Below are 20158 nucleotides of genomic sequence, written 5' to 3'. Positions count from 1 at the left end.
TAATGTTCATAAAAAAAGCGTCCATATAAAAATATGAACGCCATTTATCCTAATTGTTTAAATTAAACGGTAATATCCTCTTGATTTCTAAATACTAAACTGTTATCAAAAGCATCTAACAACACAACACTGTCAGATTTGATTTCTCCACTTAAAAGGGATTTGGACATATTGTTCAGTACCTCTTTCTGAATGGTTCTTTTAACCGGTCTTGCACCAAATTGTGGGTCAAAACCTTTTTCTGCCAAGTAATCGATAGCTTCTTCTGTAGCGTCAAGAGTTATCTGCTGCTTATCAAGCATTTTCTTCAAATGCTCTAATTGAAGTCTAACAATTTCTTTAATGTTATCCTTAGTTAAAGGTGTGAACATTACAATGTCATCAATTCTGTTAATGAACTCGGGCCTAACCGTTTTCTTTAAAAGTCCAAGAACTTCAATTCTTGCGGTTTCAGATGCGCTATAAACATCATCAGTATTTTCAAAGGTTTCCTGTATAATATCGCTCCCCATGTTACTGGTCATGATAATAATAGTATTCTTGAAATCTGCTACACGACCTTTATTATCCGTTAATCTGCCTTCATCCAATACTTGCAATAAAATATTGAAAGTATCTGGGTGTGCTTTTTCAATTTCATCCAATAATACAACGGAATAAGGTCTTCTTCGCACGGCTTCCGTCAATTGTCCGCCTTCGTCATACCCCACATATCCTGGAGGTGCACCAACTAATCTACTAACCGAGTGTCTTTCTTGATATTCGCTCATATCAATTCTAGTCATGGCATTTTCATCATCAAATAAATATGAGGCAAGGGTTTTGGCAAGCTCGGTTTTACCGACGCCAGTAGTACCTAAGAAAAGGAATGATCCAATTGGTTTCTTTGCATCTTGTAAACCAGCTCTACTTCTTCTAATTGCATCGGATACGGCTTCAATGGCTTCTTCTTGTCCTACAACCCTTTTATGAAGTACACTTTCTAGCTTCAACAGTTTTTCACGCTCACTTTGCAGCATTTTGGTCACAGGTATACCTGTCCATTTAGCTACAACTTCGGCAATATCATCACTGGTAACTTCCTCTTTAATCAATGTTCCCGAGTGTTGTTGATTGCTAAGGTCATCTTGTAATTGTGTAAGCTTCTCTTGCGCTTCCTTTATTTTACCGTATCTGATTTCCGCAACTTGACCATAATCTCCATTACGTTCCGCACGTTCTGCTTCAGCTTTGAAATTTTCAATATCCTGTTTTGTCTGTTGTATATTATCAACTACAGATTTTTCACTTTCCCATTGTGCAAAAATTTCATTTCGTTCTTCCTTAATGTTTGCAAGCTCTAGGTTTAAAACCTGTAGCTTTTGTTTATCATTTTCTCTTTTTATGGCTTCGATCTCAATTTCAATTTGCATGATCTTGCGATCAAGCACATCTAATTCCTCTGGTTTAGAATTGATTTCCATTCTTAATTTAGAGGCAGCTTCATCCATTAGGTCAATTGCTTTATCTGGCAAAAACCTATTGGTAATATAACGTTGAGAAAGCTCAACGGCAGAAATTACGGCTTCATCCTTAATACGTACTTTATGATGTGCTTCATATTTTTCTTTAATACCTCTAAGAATTGATATGGCACTCTCTGTATCTGGTTGATCTACCATGACTTTTTGAAATCTTCGTTCTAGGGCTTTATCCTTTTCAAAATACTTTTGGTATTCATCTAAAGTTGTTGCACCAATTGAGCGAAGCTCTCCTCTGGCAAGAGCAGGTTTAAGAATATTTGCGGCATCCATAGCTCCTTGGCCACCACCAGCTCCAATTAGTGTATGGATTTCGTCAATGAAAAGGATGATATTGCCATCTGCACTAACAACTTCTTTAATAACGGCCTTAAGGCGCTCTTCAAACTCACCTTTATATTTTGCACCTGCAATTAAGGCACCCATGTCTAGAGAATAAATTACCTTATCTTTTAAGTTTTCTGGAATATCTCCTTGAATAATTCTATGGGCCAAGCCTTCTACAATTGCTGTTTTACCTACACCTGGTTCACCCACCAAAATAGGGTTGTTTTTGGTACGTCTAGATAGTATTTGTAGGATTCTGCGAATTTCTTCATCACGCCCGATCACCGGATCTAATTTACCGCTATCAGCTAATTCATTTAAGTTTTTGGCATATTTCTTTAAAGAGTTATAACTGTCTTCGGCGCTTTGGGAAGTAACCTTTTCACCATTTCGCAATTCATTAATTGCTGAAACCAAATGCTTTTCGGTGGCACCTTGATCTTTTAAAATCTGTGCTATTTTACTTTTGGATTTTAAAATAGCTAAAAAGAGATGTTCAATGGATACGTATTCATCATCCATATTTTTGGCAATAATACTGGCTTCATTTAAAGTTTTACCACCTTCTCTAGAAAATTGCAACTCACCACCTTGTACTTTAGGAAAACTGGATAACTCCTTATCAAGAATTTGTTGAACCAAAGAAAAATTGATACCTAATTTTTTAATTAAAAAAGGCATTACATTTTCCTCTACGCCTAAAAGAGCTTTGAATAGATGTTCGTTTTCAATTTGCTGATGTCCGTAATTTTGGACAATCAGCTGGGCTTGTTGAATAGCCTCTTGTGATTTTATTGTGAAATTATTTATGTTCATTATCTTTAATTTTAGTTTATTGTAATACTTTTGAACATGGTATTTCAACAATCTTACCATTTAAGATTGCAAGACAAAATGGCGTATTTTTTGCTTAAATAAACGACATTTAGTCAGTTTTACTGTAATTGGAAAACAATATTAAATTAAGGATTTTATGGGATTATTTGGTGGATTATTTGGAGGTTCAAAGAGTGGGGAAGGTGATAATTCATCTAATATACCTTGGATATCTTTGACATCTATAGATCAGTTAAAGGATATTAAAGAAGCTTCAAATAGTAAGCCCCAACTCATATTTAAGCATTCTACCACGTGTGGAATAAGCAGAATGGTTTTAAATATGTTTAAAAGCAGTTATAGTTTGGAAGAAGGACAAATGAATTTGTATTTTCTAGATCTACTAGCTCATAGAGATGTCTCTAATGGTGTTGCGTCAGAATTTGGGGTAACCCATCAATCTCCACAACTTTTGATCATAAAAAATGGGGAAGTAGTGGTACATGATTCACATGGGTCAATTTCAGAAATAAATATACATCAATATGTATAAAAAAGCCCCGTAATTACGGGGCTTTTTTTAATTAAAGCGTTGATTGTTCAGTATGTTTTTAAGATTGTTCTTTAAATCTTCACCGGCATCATAAACCATTTGTTCATTACTGGGAAATGGTACTCTGGCCAATTGTAATAAAGAAACCAAGTCATTATCCAAAGCCCTTTTATCCCCATCGTAATTGGCATAAACATGCTCAAATACAAATTGACTAGATAAAGGATATTGATTAATTTTTTGTTGTTTTTTTAAGTCGATAAAGCTTACGACACCTGTAACTTGTGCGCTTTTAAATTGCGTAAATTGGTAAAAATCACATCTAACAGTTTTAAACTTATCCACTTTAATACTATTGCCAAGACTGTCAGCAACAACATTGCCATTTTGATCTTCAACAAAAGTATAACCATCCTTAATTTGTTTTTCTTTACTTATTTGTTTTTCCCTGATCTGTTCAGGAGAAATATTTATGTCTTGAAAAGACACCTCCATTTGGTAATCATACAACTGGTTTTGAATTCTGTTGGTATGATATTCTGTCCAGTTTGTATTTAATCCGTACGTATTTAAATTTAAAAGTTCATCTTCCAATCTTTTTGGAATTATCTGGTCAGTATTATTGGTCATGTTCACAATAACATAATCTAGCCCTTTTAGGTATGCTTCATCAATTTTAGAGACCACATCTTTATAGTTAGGGTTTATTTCATTTAAATAATTAAGGTCGCTATAAGCATTTCTATAATCGGATTTATAATTAGCATTTGACAATAAGGTAGTTGCTTTGTTATATAGAAATTCAGATAAAGCTGTTTTTGAGGCTATGATATCGTCATCATAATTTTTAAAATTGAACTGAGCTTTTCTACCTTCATCTTGAATATGCAATGGTAGTAAAGGACGAATTCTCTCTTGTATAGACTTTAATCTATTGTATGTATTGAATATCTCCTCATAGTTCGCGGCATTACCATCCTTTTTTAAGAACTTAATGTGCTGTAGTTCCCTTTCGGTATTCTTTTTAAACCCTTCCTCTAAAAGAACAATATATTGTTGATTGCTTTTTTTGGTCTTGTTTTCGGCAATATTGATTACTGCTTTGTTAATGGCAGTCTCATAATTTCCCGAATTTAGAGCCTCCTGCGTTTTCTTTACTCCACTACAAGCTAGTAGTAGTCCAATAAAACTAAATAGTAGAAATTTTTTCATATCTAATATTTTTAAAATTTATAGATGTTATTCAACAGCCGTGCCATAATTCATTTTATAGTTAACGTTTTAAGACGCTTAATAGTATATTTTAGATAAACGACATATGGTTGTCATTATATAAGCCTTTGATAGAGGTGTAGTTATTAACTTATTTTAATAAAAAAGTTATGTGATTGTGTCATTTTTTATATTTCTTTAAGTGTGCTATTTGTATTTTTGCCACTTATTTAAAAGATATAGCACATGCAACGCGATACCACAATTTTTAATCTTATTGAAGAAGAGAAACAACGCCAAATCAACGGCATTGAGTTAATTGCCTCTGAAAATTTTACAAGTCCTCAAGTAATGGAGGCTCAAGGTTCTGTACTTACCAATAAATATGCCGAAGGATACCCTGGTAAAAGGTATTATGGTGGTTGTGAAGTAGTAGATAAAGTAGAGCAATTGGCCATAGATAGGGCAAAAGAGTTATTTGGTGCAGCATATGCGAATGTACAACCACACTCTGGGTCGCAAGCAAATGCAGCTGTATATCATGCATGTTTAAAGCCAGGAGATAAAATTTTAGGTTTTGATTTATCACATGGAGGTCATTTAACGCATGGTTCTCCCGTAAATTTTTCTGGAAGATTGTATACCCCTGTTTTTTATGGAGTAGACAAGGAAACCGGAAGGTTGGATTATGATAAAATTCAGGAAATAGCAACAAAAGAACAACCAAAATTGATAATTGCTGGTGCATCTGCATATTCAAGGGATATGGACTTTGAACGTTTTCGTAAAATTGCCGATAGTGTAAATGCTATTTTACTTGCAGATATTTCTCACCCTGCAGGTTTAATTGCTAAAGGGCTTTTAAGTGATCCAATTCCGCATTGTCACATTGTTACGACAACAACTCACAAAACGTTAAGAGGACCAAGGGGAGGTTTAATATTGATGGGCAAGGATTTTGAAAATCCGTTTGGTATAAAACTTAAGAATGGAAACTTAAGAAAAATGTCGGCATTATTGGACTTAGCGGTTTTTCCAGGAAATCAAGGTGGACCGTTAGAGCATGTTATTGCCGGTAAAGCAATTGCCTTTGGTGAGGCTTTGACAGATTCATATGCTACTTATATTTCTCAAGTAAAGAAAAATGCCGATGCCATGGCTAAGGCCTTTGTAAAACTTGATTACAATATTATTTCTGATGGTACCGATAACCATATGATGCTTATTGATTTAAGAAACAAAGATATTTCTGGTAAAGATGCGGAGAAAGCCTTAGTGTTGGCTGATATCACTGCAAATAAGAATATGGTGCCATTTGATGACAAATCTCCGTTTGTAACATCTGGTATTAGATTTGGGACTGCAGCAATTACTACTAGAGGTCTAGTGGAATCTGATATGGAAAAGGTTGTTGAATTTATTGATCAGGTAATTATGAATCCTGAGAATGAATCAATAATAAAAGAGGTTAGAGGTAAGGTCAACGAAATGATGAAAACAAGACCAATTTTTAATGCCTAAGTAAGTTTAGTAATGATTTGGGGTTTTTATTCAGATAAAAACTCCAAATCACCACTTACATATGTATTTTTATTTACATCATAGATAGAGGCCTCATCATCTTTATCTAGATATATGCCCCAAAATTCAGAGTACGATTTAGGAGCAATATTCATTTCATCTTCGTTATTGTCCGGGTTTTCAAGCGTGTCTTCAAAAATGGGGACAAAAATTTCATATGGTTTTTGCGTTAATCCTCTTGTTAGAAACACATAATTAAACGCAATCTGTTTTAATATGTCATTCAGCTGGGTGGGTATGCTTTTGTCATAAATACGTTTTATAACAACACTTGTGTCGTTTAAAAAGAATGTTAGTTCTTCAATATCAATATGGTACTTGTTTTTTAAGTCAAGAATTTCTAATTCTTGTTGTAGTGGAGATTTTTCTTTACCGTTATGCCCCCATCTATCCGTATTAAAATGGGCTAGTAGTTCTAATAAATCCAAATTGCAGGAAATTTCCAAAACTAAGCTAATTGAGTTAAATGTAATATGCTTGTTATTTAGCTTAACACTAGAGAAATAATGGAAGTCTAACGATTTTAAAAACTCATCTATACCAATGATTTCCTTGGTATATTCGGATTTAGAATTATTAATAAAATTTTCGTAATTAAATGGCATACGAGTAGAAATTTATAGCATTCTTTATCATAAAGATACTTTTCTAACTTCAAAATCTGATATAGGAAAACCTTAGAATTTCAGAGGATATTATTATAAAATGAATTAATTTTTTATAAAACCCTGTAAATCAATATTTTGAAAATATGCTAATTCTATAGAAATCCTCTTGTTTTAGCCTCGTTAATTAAGGCAAGGTCATTTCCGTTCTTAACGTCAAAAAGTGCTTTTAGTTGCCTTTTTCTAGCTTCAACAGTTGTATTTGCAGATCCAATTAATGGGGCTATGTCTCTAGTGTGTATTCCTTGAGATAAATGATATAATATTTTCTGATCTTGCTCATCAATAACAATGTCTGTTGACATTCTTCGTCTAATTGCAGATAATGCACTAGCGGTATAGTAAGGTGAATCGTTTGCTATTGTTTCAACCATGGTTTTAAGAGACATTTCATCAATCTCGGATTTAACCATGTAACCATCAGGATTAACCGTTTTAAAAATGTTATTAATTCTGTAGTTATCACTGTAAGATGACATGAAAACAACTTTTGATTTAGGGACTTCATTTCTTGCAACTATACCTAAATCTATACCAGTTCTTGGGTCTTTGGATTCTGGAGAGAACAACTGAATATCCAATAAAATAATGTCATAAGGTACTGCTCTTTTTGACATTTCAATTTTGCTCTTTCCTTTTTCGAAGTTCGTGGCTATTTCAACTTTAACATTAAAGTTGTCAAATTCAGAATCTTCTAAGATATATTTATATCCAAGAGCAGTCATTTCATGATCATCTACCGCTAAAATTCGTACAGTGTTCATAAGTTGTGATTCTAATCTAATTTACTAAACGTATTAATATAAACTATTATTATTTGTAAAATTATTACTTTCTATTTTAAATGGGGATATTTAAAGATATGGTAGTGCCCTGGCCTTCTGTTGAGTCTATATGAAATGAACCATTTAATTTTTCAATTCTAGAAGTAATATTTCTAATTCCTATTCCTTTTTTACCCTTATTTACATTGTAGCCTATACCATTATCACTCATAATGACATTAAACTGTTCATCATCTCTGTAAAACGTAACTTCAAAGAATGAGCATTTTGAATGCTTAATTGCATTTTGAAAAGTTTCTTGTATAATTCGGTATACGTTAATTTTAATTTCACCAGCTAGGCTATCCCAGTTTTCATCTTCATTAAAGTGGAAAATGGTTTTGATTTTAGTATTGCGATTATTGGCAAGCAGTGTTTCTACAGAATCTGTAAAGTTGCTAATTTTTTGATAAGCGCTATGGCTCAATTCATGTGAAATTGCTCGTATCTCATTTTCAATTTCTTGTAATGATCCCAGGGCTTTTGATTTTTCTTGAATAGCTTCATCCGTGGCACGTTTATTTAAACCTGTTAGTATCATTCTTGCACCCAGCATTTTACCTAAAACCCCATCATGTAGTTCTTCTGAAATTCGTTTTTGCTCTAGCCTTTTTACTTCATCTACTTTTTGCTTTTGCATTAACATCAAATTAAAAATCTCTTGGTTGTTGGCTTGCTGTTGCTGGTCAAACCTTAATTTTTGATTTTTTGCACGTTGGTTGATAATGATGTAGACAGATAGCCCCAGTAAAAAGAAACCGGTAGCAATACCGATCCAAATTTGCTTTTGCTTGGACAGAACCTGTTTTTCACTTTCTAACTCAATATTTTCTGCAATAAATTCGTCAGTTTCAAAGCGTATTCGAGCAAATTTATTCTGTTGTTTGCGTTCTTCAAATAGTAGACTATCATTTAGTTTAGTAAATTTTTTGAAATAATCTGAAGCGTTATTTTTATCTAAAATGGCTAAGTACTGCCAAGTTTTTAATAACTGTTCGTTTGAACTAGATTCCCGTGCTAAATTTTCTGATTTCTTTAATTTTTCAATAGCATTTATAGTGTCTTTTGCATATGCTTTATATTCAGCATAGTTGAAATAACTTGAAGATAAACTGGCAAGTTCATTTTCTTCTTTTTTTATTTCAATTGATTTTTTGAACAGATTCTCTACATTCAAAGTGTCCTGTGCATATAATTTAGAAGTGGCTAAATTACTAATCGCTTTGGCAAATAAACTGGGGTGTTTTATGTGTAAATTATTTATTTTCAGTACATTTTCAAAGTTGTGAATTGCTTTATCGTAAAGTTTAAGATGCCTATAATTTACACCTATGTTATTAGAAACACTTGCCTTTTCAATAGTACTATTTGGTGTCTTTTCTAAATAAAATAATGCTTCGTTGTAATACGCTAAAGATTTGTCAAATTCTTTCAAATCCCCCAGTACAATTCCTAATAGATTGTAGCATCTATAGAGTTTTTCATTATCTTCTATAATTTTAAAATTCTCTATTGCCTTTATGGTATTGGCTTCGCTACCTACATAATCTTTAATTTTCATTTGAATGCCGGCCATATTTAAATACATTCGTCCAATAATTGCTCTGTCTCCAATACCGGTAAAAATGTTGAGTGCCTCTGTGTAAAAATAAAAAGAACTATCTTTTACAATATGGTTATCAAAAAAATATGCTAGGTCCCAATAGGCATATCCTAAAGCGGTAGAATCTTTAATTTGCTTATTTATTAAGATGGCTTCTTTATTTATTTTCCGAAATAATAAGCTATCTGAAAGAAACTGCTGGTTAAATGAAAGATTAGAAAAATACTTTGATTTTAAGGTGTCATTAGATGTATTCTTTGCTAGTTGAAAGGCTTTATTTTGTAATTCTAATTTTCTTTCTGAATTTGCGTTGTAACTTTCATCTATCCATATAGATATGCTGTCATTTTCCTGCTTTTCTACTATAGTTGGTTTTGCGGATTCTGTTTTAGAACAGCTAAAGCTAAGCAGTAAGCAAGATAATATTAATGATAAATAGTACTTATTCAAAAATGGGTTTTAATATGATAATAAAACCAAGGTATAAAAAAAGCCTTTAACGTTCGCGTTAAAGGCTTTTTTTGTATTAATATTTTTTATCTCTATGCAATTTTTTTCGGTGGAATTCTGTCTCCTAAAGGAGCGTCGCAATCATTACATGTAAGAGCTTTTGAGATGTCGTTTAGAAAGTCAAATTCGTTATTTGTGTTTTGAATAGCCGTTGAAACTAGTCCTAAAGTCATTACTGCTACTGCTAAAATACTTGTTACTTTTTTCATACTGTGTGTTTTAAGGGGTTTTTGGTTTATTATACTACCAAAGTAATATGATAAAGTCAGTAACAAATGATAAAATCACAGCTATGAGTGGATGGTTAGGTTCTGTGAGTATATGACCTAATTTTGAGAGAATTCATTAATTTAAGGCGGAAAGTGTGTTTTTGTTGAGTATACTTTTTAAATTGTCCATATTCTCACGGTAAGATTTAGAGAATGGGATATTTTCGTTTACCTTTTTTATGGCGCATATAGATTTACCAAAGTTTATACGAGAGACATAATTGGTGTTTACAATATAGCTTTGGTGAATACGCATAAAGTTCTTGGGCAAGGTATTCTCAAAAGTCTTTAACGTCTTATAGGCGTTAATAATTGTGCCGTCTTTCATGAAAAACTCCGTTGTATTATTATCGGCTTTTAGATATAAAATATCATTGGTGTCCAAATATTGAAAATCGTTATATGATTTTAAGCATAGGGTAGCCGGTGCTTTTTCCTTTGGCATGCGCTTTTGAAGCTTCATCAATGATTTACGAATATCAAATTCATTGAATGGTTGCAACCAGTAATCAAAAAAACCGTTTTTGATTGCATCATATGCGTAATTCTTGGTTGTAGCAATACCGATCAAAATAGGAAGCTGATTCATATATTGATGAATCTCGGTAATCATTAAAAAAACAGAGGCATAGTCATTATTTAGGTTTATGAAAACAATATCCGGGGAATATTTAAGAATATCGTTTAAACCATCAGAAGGGTTGTTCGTTGTATTTATACACTCAAAATCGCCATACTCATCTAAGAAAGCATGTAGCTGTAAATTTGAAACAGCATCAGAGTCTATTATGGTGTAAGTATAATTCAAATGATATAGCGTATACCACGAAATTAAACATAGGTTATAAAAGGTTGACCTAGAATGTCCTTATAAAAACAGAGGATATATTTATAAAATCAATGTTTATGGGGTTTGTGAGCGAAAAATCTTGCAGTTAAATAAGAATTATAACTAAAATTCCTCTTCAATTGCTTGATAGGCTCCTAAATCTGGAGAAGATATTCTTGAAATTCCTAAAATATCATAGGGTACGGTGTTTGCTGTATTTACATCCCCTTTGTTAATGGCTTCACTTTCAAATCCTATTCTAAAATCGTTATCAATGGGTGAAAAATAATCTAGTTCTCCGGACATAATGATATTGCTAAAAAATGCCGTGTTATCGGGGTAATTTGAAGCATTACTTTCATTGATTTTGATAAAACAATTTTCAAAGGAATAATTAAATGTATCTTGCCCGTTAGGGTTCAATGAAATTTCAATTTGACTATTGCCATCAATAATTGAATTTTTGAATTCTGCTTTTTGCAAGTCGTATGTTAATTCAGGATTGGTTCTAGTATCGTTTCTAATTTCCAAAGCGGCATTGAACCTAAAACCTTTGTTCCAATAATTGGATATAGTTGAATGTGTAAAGCTATAATATCCACCATTTTCTATAAGTAAAGACGAATTGCCAGCACTGCCTATTACTAAATTTTCCCCAGTAATATTTGCATTTCTTGCCCAAAGATTAGTGGTAGAACTGTTGAAAATCTTGGTATTTTTTATGGTTAGGGTAGATTCAGGATTGTTTTCCCTTCCTTCAACAAACAAACCAATTTGTGCATTCTTAATGGTTAAATAATTAATGGTATTGTTCTGACTTCCAGAGCTTATCCAGATGGCGCCCCATTGCCCTGTGACGTTGTCAAAATCCGGTTCAAGCCTATCACCTTCAAATAGTACTTCCCCTTCTAAGAGTTCCTGGTTGTCACTGAGCTCTCCATTTATTGAAATAGAACCTCCATTTTTTACCAAAATACCAGAATTTTGATGGAAGTGTATTCTAGATCCAGCCTCAATATTTAATTTTTTGTTCTCCTCAACTATAACGTAGCCATAAACTACGTAGGGTTTATCGTTTTTAAAGGTTAAATAGTCGTCTGTTAGCACAAATCCTTCTAATTCTATAGGTTCCGTTGATTCGTCAACTTGAACATCTATTATTTCAGATTGACTCTTTAATTCGTCGTTTGGGTAAAGGAATATGGCATCTTTTGCTAAGGTTACTAATTGCACAGATTGTTGATATGACCCACTATCGAACTGAATAGCGTCTGTATAAAGTAATTCATTAGCCGTGGGTTCTACAATATCAATGTTTGTTTCAATTAGAATAAAAAGGCTGTCCTTTGCATAAATAGGTATATTATTAAATTCTTTACCGGCGACACCATCAACATTAAGTCTGTAGAAACTCGCGGTGCCATTTTCAAGAGCTATATTAGGTATTACCAAATCGTCCTTCGTGTCATTAAAAACCTTTAGCGTGTACGTGCTACTACCAATATTTGAAAATACCGTATCTAGATAGACAGTATCCTTGGAAAAAGAAAGATGACCATTACTGGGTGCATATTCAAAATCTTTTCTACATGCTGCGGACCATAAAATGGCAAATAGTAGCGGTAAGATGATAAATATTTTGGTACGCACGTGATTCTAATTTTACAACACCTAAGTTATATGAAAATTTCCTTTATTTCGTCTGGAATTCTCATGGGTTTGTAAGATTTGCTTTCTAGAAGACACCACTCTGTGCTTGATTTTACAAGTAGCTTGTTGGTAACAGCGTGTTTCATCTCAACCACTCTAATTGACTTTGCACCTGAACTGGAGTCTATATAGGTAGTTATTTTAATTCGGTCGTTCAAAACCGCCGCACGTTTATATTCAATATGATGACTTAATACTACCCAGATAACTTCATCTTGCATTATGGGAGATGCTTTTGTTTGCCAATGCTCTTTAGAAATGTCTTGAATCCATTGAACGTATCTTACGTTATTAACATGGTTTAAATCATCTAAGTCATCTACAGAAACTGTAATTTCCTTTTGAAATGAATTCATTCTATTTTTTCTGTATTTGAACTTCAAACATTTTATCCCAAAATTTGCCGGTAACAAAAAATGTCTTTCGTTCTGGATGGTAGGCAATACCGTTGAGAACATAATTTACTTTGTCCCAATTATCTGTTTTGGTTATTTTATCGCTTAAGCCGCTAAAATTAATAACCCCTTCAATTGCACCGGTTTTGCTGTCAATGATCATAACGCTGGGTTTTTGGTATACGTTGGCATATATCTTGCCATCTACATATTCCAGTTCATTGGCAGAATTAAAAATAGAGGAATTGGTCACTGTTTCTATATGACCTTCTTCTGTCATGGTGTTGGGGTTTATGAACCAAATTTTTTCCGTACCATCACTTTTAAAAATTTTTGTGCCATCATTGGTTAATCCCCAACCTTCTCGACTTTTTCCATATTGAAAATTATCAAGTTTTTTAAAAGTATTTAGGTCGTAAATAAAGCCCAAGCCACTTTGCCAAGTAAGTTGGTAGATTTTGTCATTGAGAATTGTAATGCCTTCACCAAAATACGCGGCGTCTAAATCTATTTGCTTGTATACTTCCCCAGTTTTAAAGTTCAATTTTCTTAAAAAAGATTGACCCTTTTTACCTGTTGATTCGTAAAGAGTGTCGTTGTAAAATTCTAAACCTTGGGTGTAGGCTTTGGTATCGTGGGGAAATTCATTTATGATATTATATGTATATATCTCCGGAGCCTCTTCTGATAGTAATTTGAGATTCTTGTTTATTTCAACAGTTTCACCATCAAAAGTAATTTTAGCAGTTAAAACTTTATGCCCTAGTGTAGGCAGATTGACTTTAATTTTACCATTATTCACAGATAAAATAGTGTTGTCAATACTATATTCCACACTTTCTATCTGTTTTTCTTTCTTGTTGTTGATGGAAACACCTATTTCTTGATTTTGATTTATTTGTTTTAAATTATTCTCTAATTTAATTTCAAATAATGAAGAGGCTTTTTGGTTGCCACTGCCGCAAGAAGTGAAAATGCTGGTAATAAGAATAATACAGATTATTTTGAAGATATTCATTAAGTAAATCGGTGTTTTAGAATTAGTGGTAATCCACTAAAAGCATGAGTGATTGTTAATAAAAGGCAATTTAATTCATTAAAATTAGAAACTAAAAGGATTGTCAAAGTTTTAAAAGATTGTATATTTGCACCCGGCAAGTCCTACACGACCAGCTCCTGTAGAATCCCCCAGGGTGGGAACGCAGCAAGGGTATACGGTCGTAGCGGTGCGATGTAGGTAGCTTGCCTTTTTTTGTACCCAAAAGTGAAAGAACTTAAACTTGGGTAATATATTCAAAATCAACTCTATATAAAATTTAGCATCACTTATTTTCTTTAAAATGAAAACAAAAGTAGTACTAATAACAGGTGGGTCTTCAGGAATTGGAAAAGCAATAGGCATACATTTAAAGAGTAAAGGGTACATCGTATACGGTACAACTCGTGATGTAAGTAGATATCCTTCATTTACGGATTTTCCTCTTTTGGAAATGAATGTCAGAAATGTAGAAACCATTAAACAATGTATCAATACACTTTTAGGGAAAGAAAATAAGATTGATGTATTGATCAATAATGCAGGTATAGGTATTACCGGTCCTATGGAAGAAACACCGCATGAAGAAGTACTTAATGCTTTTGCAACAAATTTTAATGGTCCATTAAACGTAATGAACAACATTTTGCCCATCATGCGCAGTCAAAAAAATGGTCTTATTATTAATATTACTTCAATTGCCGGTTATATGGGGCTGCCCTATAGAGGTATTTACTCGGCATCTAAAGGGGCTTTAGAAATTGTTACCGAAAGCTATAGAATGGAAACCAAGCAATTTGGGGTTAAGCTTACCACATTGGCTCCGGGAGATTTTGCAACAAATATTGCTTCTGGTAGGTACCATACTCCTGTGTATGATAATTCTCCGTATAAAAGTGCTTACAAGAATACTCTTGAGGCTATTGATGCTGATGTTGATAGTGGGGGGGACCCGGCAGATGTAGGTAGAAAAATTGCAAAAATTATTGAAACAAAAAATCCAAAACCTCACTATAAAGTTGGTTCCTTCATTCAAAAATTTTCATTGACACTTAAAAATATATTACCAGGACTTTGGTTTGAGAAATTGTTGGAAAGCCATAGCTCTCATTAATTTTTGTAAATATTTGAAAAACCGTCAACAATTACAGAGTTGTCCGTTATGATAGCTTTATTGATGGGATATAACACCAATTTTTCGGTAAGTTCCTTAAAATCGTTACTATGATATTGTAATGTTGGGTCTACACCAAGTGTGGTTAGTATGTTCTTCCACTGGTCATAGTCGGTTTTAATATTAATACCTATAAGTTCGTGATCAGGCTTGTTTTCTTTCAGAACAGCAATTCTCTTGAAGATATCTAAATACTGTTTTCTATTGGTGCCAGACCAAAAATAGAATAATACCTTTTTGTTTGCGGCAATCTCCGTTAGAGTTTTTGATTCGTTTTCAAAAGTAAGAACAGAAAGATTGGGAATCATTTTGGTGGGTTGAAGATTTGCAATTCCCTGATAAAGATTCTCAATTTCCGCTAAGTGCATATTGTTCTTTGAGACCTTCTTAAATTCTTTGATGAAAATTTCAGTGTTTTCCGGAGCATCTTTTTTCTTTAATAGGTAGTCAAATGCAACATTTCTAAATAAGTTGTCCCTTAATTCCTTCTCAACGACAAGGCTATCTATTAAATGGAGCTTGTGTTTTTTGTAATGTAATTGTTTGCTTACGTTTTCATGAATATCACCACAGTTATCCATACAGGTCATGTAAGATAAATTTCCTAAATGAGCTTTCATGAAGTCATAATAGGGTCTAAGGTAAGTTAGTGTATGGTCATCGTAATTTATGTCGCTTCTATAGGTATAGAAGTCTTTTGGTAAATCATGAAAATTTTCCTCTGCTGTTTTTCTTTTATGTCTAAAAGGATATATTTCTTTGTATCTGTTGTAGGTATAGTCAATGCTCCCCGTTAGTAATTTAATAGCTTGATTGGAAATTAAATTTTCAGCATTCAGTTCATTTAGTTTATTGACTTTTTGTTGCTTTAGAGATTTGATTTTCTCTAAAAATTCCAAGGGTTCCAATTCGTAGTATTCAGAATACATGTCAGAATCTTCTACTTCTGTTGCCAAGAAAAGATCTAAGAGAAAATTATTTGTTTCTTCATTACTGCCAGAAAAAACTAAAGATTCATCAAAATATATTGTATTGAGCCTAACCATAAGGCTATCACCTTTTTCTAAATACACATATTGGTGTTCTGGAGCTATATTAAAATGGTAAAGACCATTTTCAATTGAAGATAATTTAAACTTGAACCTGTTATTTTCATCAAGTTTTGCTGAATCTACTTTTGATCCACCTTTAAGTAAAATTACTTGATCACTTGTTGGGTTTACAATTTCACCAGCAAAAAGTACGGTGTCAGAATCTTTTTTTGTGGAGGAACAACCCACTAATAAGGCTACGCAAGTAGAGAGTAAAATTCTTATCATATAGTATATGGGACTGGTGATAGTCAAAAATAATAAACAAGATCACCAGATGTTGTTAATAGCTAGTTAAATGTTATGAAGTGCTAACTTAAGCATCTTTTAGAGAATTAGATCAAAATCTAAGCCGTGTAAGCCTATAAATTCTGTATTTTTGCACGGATTTTTAAAATTTAGTTTCTATGTTATCTGTTTCTAATCTTTCTGTACAATTTGGGAAAAGAGTTTTATTTGATGAAGTAAACGTTGCCTTTACGCAAGGTAATTGTTATGGTATTATTGGTGCTAACGGAGCTGGTAAGTCTACATTTTTAAAGATATTGGCAGGACAGATCGATCCAACTTCTGGTCATGTACATTTGGAGCCTGGTAAAAGAATGTCTATACTGGAGCAAAATCACAACTCTGCAGATGAATATACGGTTTTAGAAGCTGTGGTTATGGGTAATAAACCACTGTATGAAATCAAAAAAGAAATAGACGCTCTTTATGCTGATTATGATGATAAGAATGCAGATAGAATAGGGGAGTTACAAGTGAAGTTTGAGGAAATGAACGGTTGGAATGCAGATAGTAATGCGGCCGCCCTACTTTCTAACCTTGGTATTAATGCCGATATGCATTATACCCTAATGTCAGAGTTAGATTCTAAACTAAAAGTACGAGTGTTGTTGGCACAGGCGTTATTTGGTAATCCAGATGTGCTGATTATGGATGAGCCTACCAACGACTTGGATTATGAAACAATTAGTTGGTTAGAGAATTTCTTGGCAGATTATGAGAATACGGTAATAGTAGTGAGTCATGACCGTCACTTTTTAGATACGGTATGTACAGACATAGGAGATATAGATTTTGGTAAACTAAACCTATACTCAGGTAATTATACTTTTTGGTATGAAAGTAGTCAGTTAGCTGCTCGCCAACGTGCACAGCAAAACAAGAAGGCTGAAGAAAAAGCAAAAGAATTACAGGAGTTTATTTCTCGATTTAGTGCAAACGTTGCAAAAAGTAAACAAGCAACTTCACGTAAAAAAATGCTTTCCAAGTTAAAGGTTGATGATATTAAACCGTCTAGCCGTAGATATCCGGCAATTATATTTGATAGGGAAAGAGAAGCAGGTGATCAAATTTTGAACGTTGAAGGTCTTTCCGCTTCTACGGAAGAAGGAGAGGTGTTGTTCAATAATATTAATATAAACCTGGCTAAGGGAGATAAAGTTGCTATTATATCTAGGGATTCTAGAGCAACATCTGCATTCTATGAAATTATAAACGGTAATAAAAAGGCTGATAAAGGATCTTACCAGTGGGGTGTTACTACCACTCAATCATACTTGCCAGCAGATAATTCTGATTTCTTTACAGATAACATTAACCTTGTAGACTGGTTGCGCCAGTATGCCAAAACCGAGGAGGAAAGAGAAGAGGTTTATATTAGAGGTTTTTTAGGTAAAATGTTGTTTAGTGGAGAAGAGGCACTTAAAAAATGTACGGTACTTTCAGGAGGTGAAAAAGTTCGTTGTATGTTAAGTAGAATGATGTTAATGCGTGCTAATGTATTAATGTTGGATGAGCCAACAAACCACTTGGATCTTGAAAGTATTACAGCTTTTAACAACTCTTTGAAGAACTTTAAAGGAACGGTGCTTTTTACAACACATGATCACGAATTTGCTCAAACTGTGGCAAATAGAATTATAGAATTGACTCCAAAAGGCAACATTGATAGATATTCTACGTTTGATGAATATATGTCTGACAAGGCATTAAAAGACCAGCGTAATAAAATGTACGCTGTTTAAGCATAGAATAATAGATTAACCCAAATCAATGTTTTATGAAAACCTACAATTTTGTGGCCTGCTTTGTGCTGGCCTTAAGTTTCGTTGCCTGCGATAAATCTACCAATGAGCAACAAGAAGAAACATCAACTAATATAGCTGTAGACTATACGGTCTTTTTAAAAACGAACGATAACGTGAATGCCGTTATTGTGCGCGATAATGAGGGTAATTTGGCTACGGAAAGTGAAGTAGTCTCTTTAGGCAATATACCTACAAGTGCTATAAAAATAAAATCTGTAAATGGCTTAGGGTATTTTTATACAGCCAATTGCGAAGCTGCTTTACAATGGTATAATTCAGAAAATCAGACTTCTGGTTCAGTTCGGCTGTTCAATGATTTAAATGCCTGTGATGTTAGCGTAGCTTCTGTAACTTATAATGAAGATAATGTGTTTGCTGCATATGAAGTAGATTTGGCGGGTAAGGACAAACATTATGTAGTAAGGGTAAGTTCTTTGGACAATCCTTCAGCTTTCTCAGAGGTTATCATTGATAATAAACCTGTAGATATTGTGGAATCCTCGGGCAAACTTTTTGTTTTAACTTTAAATGAATTTGTGTCCAATGAATATCATTTATTGGTAATAGACTTAAGTACCTTAGATGAAATGGTCAATGTAGATTTAGGTTATGACGCGTTAAGGTTGTTTAAGAATGATTCTGGTGAAATAATAGTGAGTTATCCTGAATTGCATACGATAATTGATCCAATGACCTTAGATAAGGTCTATACTACCTATTGGGAAGATACAGCACCGGGATTTATTTCTACTCAGGATTATCATATTGGTAATGATGGTAAATTTTATTTTCAAAAATACATGCCAAATGCAGCTATTAAAGAAGTGCCAGCTACCTATGATTTTAATAGGAACGGAACTGTAGTTTATTTGTTTGAGAACTTTTTATCGGATTCTGAATTAAATGTAAAATATAATATAGCTGGTACAACGGCTATTGCATATGATGATAAGAACAATTACATGCTAATTGGTTATCAAAAAAGGGGAGCGAACAATGAAGGAGGTGTACTAAGAATAACACCTTCGCCCGATTTTAAATTGATAGATAATATAGACGTCTCCGGTATACCTCAAACCATATTTGTCAATTAAAATTTAACTGGTTTAACTGTTATAATATTTGCTGTTCCATATAGCAGGACTAAAGTTTTTACCTAATGCAAAGCCATAAAAAATAACTACAGAGGCTATACATTTAAACATGAAGAAATAAAGAATCCAAAATTGAGCGTTTGTACTTGATTTGGAAAATAGACCGTTTGGGATCATTAAAGTAACTAGGAAACTAATTAGTAATACTAGTATGATAAGGTTCGCCATGTTTTTAAAAGGCCACATTAATAATTTTCTAAAAGGATGAAGGTCATTGCCCCATTGGTGTATTAAATAGTAATAGCCATTTCCAATAGGGGCAAACAATAGTGGATCATCTTTATCCTCTAACTTAAATAGCTTAGAAGGAGCAATAATTTTAAAACCCTTGATTTCCGTATCGTGTTCTTTTTCAAGGGCTTTAATTTTTGAAAGCCCTTCAGCTGGTATAGTGCCTTTAAAATACTTGGTATCAAGAAAACGTAATCGATAATCTATACATATCTGTTTAATTTCTTTGATGTGATAAATCTTGTCACTGTTCAATAAATCAATATTGAATTTATTGTTCGCAACGCCATTACCAATAATTACATTGTTCTCTATTCTATCTAATTCATTATCAAGATTGGATAATATGGAATACACTTGTTTAAGGTCTATGTCTTCAGCTAAAATTCGTTTCTTTTTAATAGAAGATAGCTTCTGTTCAATATTTGTTTTAGGCAGTAACATATATTCTTTTTTAAGCAATACACTCAAAATTAAGTAATTAGTGTTTTCATGTAAATTCTGTTCAACTTAATTAAAAGTTAATAAAATGTTAAAATTTGTTTTTTCGATAATTTGAACTAGG

At 33.1% G+C, this 20158-nt stretch carries 17 protein-coding genes and 1 other RNA gene; 6 read left to right on the top strand and 12 right to left on the bottom strand.

From position 1 onward, the window contains the following. Window positions 1–62 precede the first annotated feature (62 nt). Entirely contained in the window at window positions 63–2663 is a 2601-nt protein-coding gene (clpB, locus tag I600_RS02570) for an ATP-dependent chaperone ClpB (protein WP_058104248.1), read from the bottom strand. Window positions 2664–2820: 157 nt separating this feature from the next. Here clpB and ytxJ point away from each other — a divergent pair, with 157 nt between their 5' ends. Beyond that, the gene (gene ytxJ, locus I600_RS02565; protein ID WP_058102942.1) at window positions 2821–3216 is read left to right on the top strand and encodes a bacillithiol system redox-active protein YtxJ; all 396 of its coding nucleotides are present in this window, start codon (window positions 2821–2823) and stop codon (window positions 3214–3216) included. Between the two features lie 27 nt (window positions 3217–3243). On the opposite strand, the gene I600_RS02560 is transcribed toward ytxJ, so the two are convergent. After that, entirely contained in the window at window positions 3244–4428 is a 1185-nt protein-coding gene (locus I600_RS02560; protein ID WP_058102941.1) for a hypothetical protein, read from the bottom strand. A gap of 246 nt (window positions 4429–4674) precedes the next feature. Between I600_RS02560 and glyA the strand changes: the two genes are divergently transcribed. Then, window positions 4675–5949 carry a serine hydroxymethyltransferase gene (gene glyA, locus I600_RS02555; protein WP_058102940.1) on the top strand — a complete coding sequence of 425 codons (1275 nt, stop codon included), beginning with the start codon at window positions 4675–4677 and terminating at the stop codon, window positions 5947–5949. 26 nt (window positions 5950–5975) lie between these two features. On the opposite strand, the gene I600_RS02550 is transcribed toward glyA, so the two are convergent. The 8 genes from I600_RS02550 to I600_RS02520 all read right to left on the bottom strand — a co-directional run bounded on the left by I600_RS02550 (window position 5976) and on the right by I600_RS02520 (window position 13832). Beyond that, window positions 5976–6614 carry a hypothetical protein gene (locus I600_RS02550; RefSeq protein WP_058102939.1) on the bottom strand — a complete coding sequence of 213 codons (639 nt, stop codon included), beginning with the start codon at window positions 6612–6614 and terminating at the stop codon, window positions 5976–5978. Between the two features lie 155 nt (window positions 6615–6769). Next, complete coding sequence (locus I600_RS02545; protein WP_058102938.1) at window positions 6770–7438, bottom strand: response regulator; 669 nt, start codon at window positions 7436–7438, stop codon at window positions 6770–6772. A gap of 76 nt (window positions 7439–7514) precedes the next feature. Then, the gene (locus I600_RS02540; RefSeq protein ID WP_058102937.1) at window positions 7515–9551 is read right to left on the bottom strand and encodes a tetratricopeptide repeat-containing sensor histidine kinase; all 2037 of its coding nucleotides are present in this window, start codon (window positions 9549–9551) and stop codon (window positions 7515–7517) included. A 92-nt stretch (window positions 9552–9643) separates the two neighbouring features. Then, window positions 9644–9820 (bottom strand): hypothetical protein, encoded by a 177-nt coding sequence (locus tag I600_RS19145; RefSeq protein ID WP_157490831.1) that lies wholly within the window; start codon window positions 9818–9820, stop codon window positions 9644–9646. 136 nt (window positions 9821–9956) lie between these two features. Continuing rightward, window positions 9957–10688: a LytR/AlgR family response regulator transcription factor gene (locus I600_RS02535; protein WP_058102936.1), complete on the bottom strand. Its 732-nt coding sequence runs from the start codon at window positions 10686–10688 to the stop codon at window positions 9957–9959. A gap of 144 nt (window positions 10689–10832) precedes the next feature. Further along, window positions 10833–12359 (bottom strand): hypothetical protein, encoded by a 1527-nt coding sequence (locus I600_RS02530; protein ID WP_058102935.1) that lies wholly within the window; start codon window positions 12357–12359, stop codon window positions 10833–10835. A 26-nt stretch (window positions 12360–12385) separates the two neighbouring features. Beyond that, on the bottom strand, window positions 12386–12775 hold the full coding sequence (locus I600_RS02525; RefSeq protein ID WP_058102934.1) for an acyl-CoA thioesterase: 390 nt from the start codon (window positions 12773–12775) through the stop codon (window positions 12386–12388). A gap of 1 nt (window position 12776) precedes the next feature. Beyond that, on the bottom strand, window positions 12777–13832 hold the full coding sequence (locus tag I600_RS02520; protein ID WP_058102933.1) for a glutaminyl-peptide cyclotransferase: 1056 nt from the start codon (window positions 13830–13832) through the stop codon (window positions 12777–12779). A gap of 134 nt (window positions 13833–13966) precedes the next feature. On the opposite strand from I600_RS02520, the gene ffs reads away from it, so the two are divergent. Both ffs and I600_RS02515 read left to right on the top strand, forming a co-directional pair. Then, window positions 13967–14065, top strand: an RNA gene (gene ffs / locus I600_RS18805) — signal recognition particle sRNA small type. A gap of 89 nt (window positions 14066–14154) precedes the next feature. After that, window positions 14155–14964, top strand: a complete 810-nt coding sequence (locus I600_RS02515; protein WP_058102932.1) for an SDR family oxidoreductase — start codon at window positions 14155–14157, stop codon at window positions 14962–14964. On the opposite strand, the gene I600_RS02510 is transcribed toward I600_RS02515, so the two are convergent. Next, window positions 14961–16343, bottom strand: coding sequence for a hypothetical protein (locus tag I600_RS02510; RefSeq protein ID WP_058102931.1), 1383 nt, complete (start codon window positions 16341–16343; stop codon window positions 14961–14963). The two genes, I600_RS02515 and I600_RS02510, sit on opposite strands and share 4 nt — an antisense overlap. A 179-nt stretch (window positions 16344–16522) precedes the next feature. Here I600_RS02510 and I600_RS02505 point away from each other — a divergent pair, with 179 nt between their 5' ends. Continuing rightward, entirely contained in the window at window positions 16523–18145 is a 1623-nt protein-coding gene (locus I600_RS02505; RefSeq protein ID WP_058102930.1) for an ABC-F family ATP-binding cassette domain-containing protein, read from the top strand. A 35-nt stretch (window positions 18146–18180) separates the two neighbouring features. Continuing rightward, complete coding sequence (locus tag I600_RS02500; RefSeq protein ID WP_058102929.1) at window positions 18181–19302, top strand: hypothetical protein; 1122 nt, start codon at window positions 18181–18183, stop codon at window positions 19300–19302. 12 nt (window positions 19303–19314) lie between these two features. Here I600_RS02500 and I600_RS02495 read toward each other — a convergent pair whose 3' ends face one another. Continuing rightward, the gene (locus tag I600_RS02495) at window positions 19315–20037 is read right to left on the bottom strand and encodes a hypothetical protein (protein WP_058102928.1); all 723 of its coding nucleotides are present in this window, start codon (window positions 20035–20037) and stop codon (window positions 19315–19317) included. Window positions 20038–20158 lie beyond the last annotated feature (121 nt).

It is taken from the genome of Maribacter dokdonensis DSW-8, from assembly GCF_001447995.1.
Lineage (GTDB): Bacteria > Bacteroidota > Bacteroidia > Flavobacteriales > Flavobacteriaceae > Maribacter > Maribacter dokdonensis.
Note: the sequence above shows the minus strand (reverse complement) of the source record. Positions and strands in the feature narration are given on the sequence as shown.

Bases quoted from the DNA above. Each gene is read 5' to 3' on its own strand.
- I600_RS02560 (WP_058102941.1), bottom strand. From the start codon at position 4,428: ATGAAAAAATTTCTACTATTTAGTTTTATTGGACTACTACTAGCTTGT.
- I600_RS19145 (WP_157490831.1), bottom strand. From the start codon at position 9,820: ATGAAAAAAGTAACAAGTATTTTAGCAGTAGCAGTAATGACTTTAGGA.
- ytxJ (WP_058102942.1), top strand. From the start codon at position 2,821: ATGGGATTATTTGGTGGATTATTTGGAGGTTCAAAGAGTGGGGAAGGT.
- I600_RS02495 (WP_058102928.1), bottom strand. From the start codon at position 20,037: ATGTTACTGCCTAAAACAAATATTGAACAGAAGCTATCTTCTATTAAA.
- I600_RS02505 (WP_058102930.1), top strand. From the start codon at position 16,523: ATGTTATCTGTTTCTAATCTTTCTGTACAATTTGGGAAAAGAGTTTTA.
- I600_RS02525 (WP_058102934.1), bottom strand. From the start codon at position 12,775: ATGAATTCATTTCAAAAGGAAATTACAGTTTCTGTAGATGACTTAGAT.
- I600_RS02520 (WP_058102933.1), bottom strand. From the start codon at position 13,832: ATGAATATCTTCAAAATAATCTGTATTATTCTTATTACCAGCATTTTC.
- glyA (WP_058102940.1), top strand. From the start codon at position 4,675: ATGCAACGCGATACCACAATTTTTAATCTTATTGAAGAAGAGAAACAA.
- I600_RS02515 (WP_058102932.1), top strand. From the start codon at position 14,155: ATGAAAACAAAAGTAGTACTAATAACAGGTGGGTCTTCAGGAATTGGA.
- I600_RS02550 (WP_058102939.1), bottom strand. From the start codon at position 6,614: ATGCCATTTAATTACGAAAATTTTATTAATAATTCTAAATCCGAATAT.
- clpB (WP_058104248.1), bottom strand. From the start codon at position 2,663: ATGAACATAAATAATTTCACAATAAAATCACAAGAGGCTATTCAACAA.
- I600_RS02545 (WP_058102938.1), bottom strand. From the start codon at position 7,438: ATGAACACTGTACGAATTTTAGCGGTAGATGATCATGAAATGACTGCT.
- I600_RS02500 (WP_058102929.1), top strand. From the start codon at position 18,181: ATGAAAACCTACAATTTTGTGGCCTGCTTTGTGCTGGCCTTAAGTTTC.
- I600_RS02510 (WP_058102931.1), bottom strand. From the start codon at position 16,343: ATGATAAGAATTTTACTCTCTACTTGCGTAGCCTTATTAGTGGGTTGT.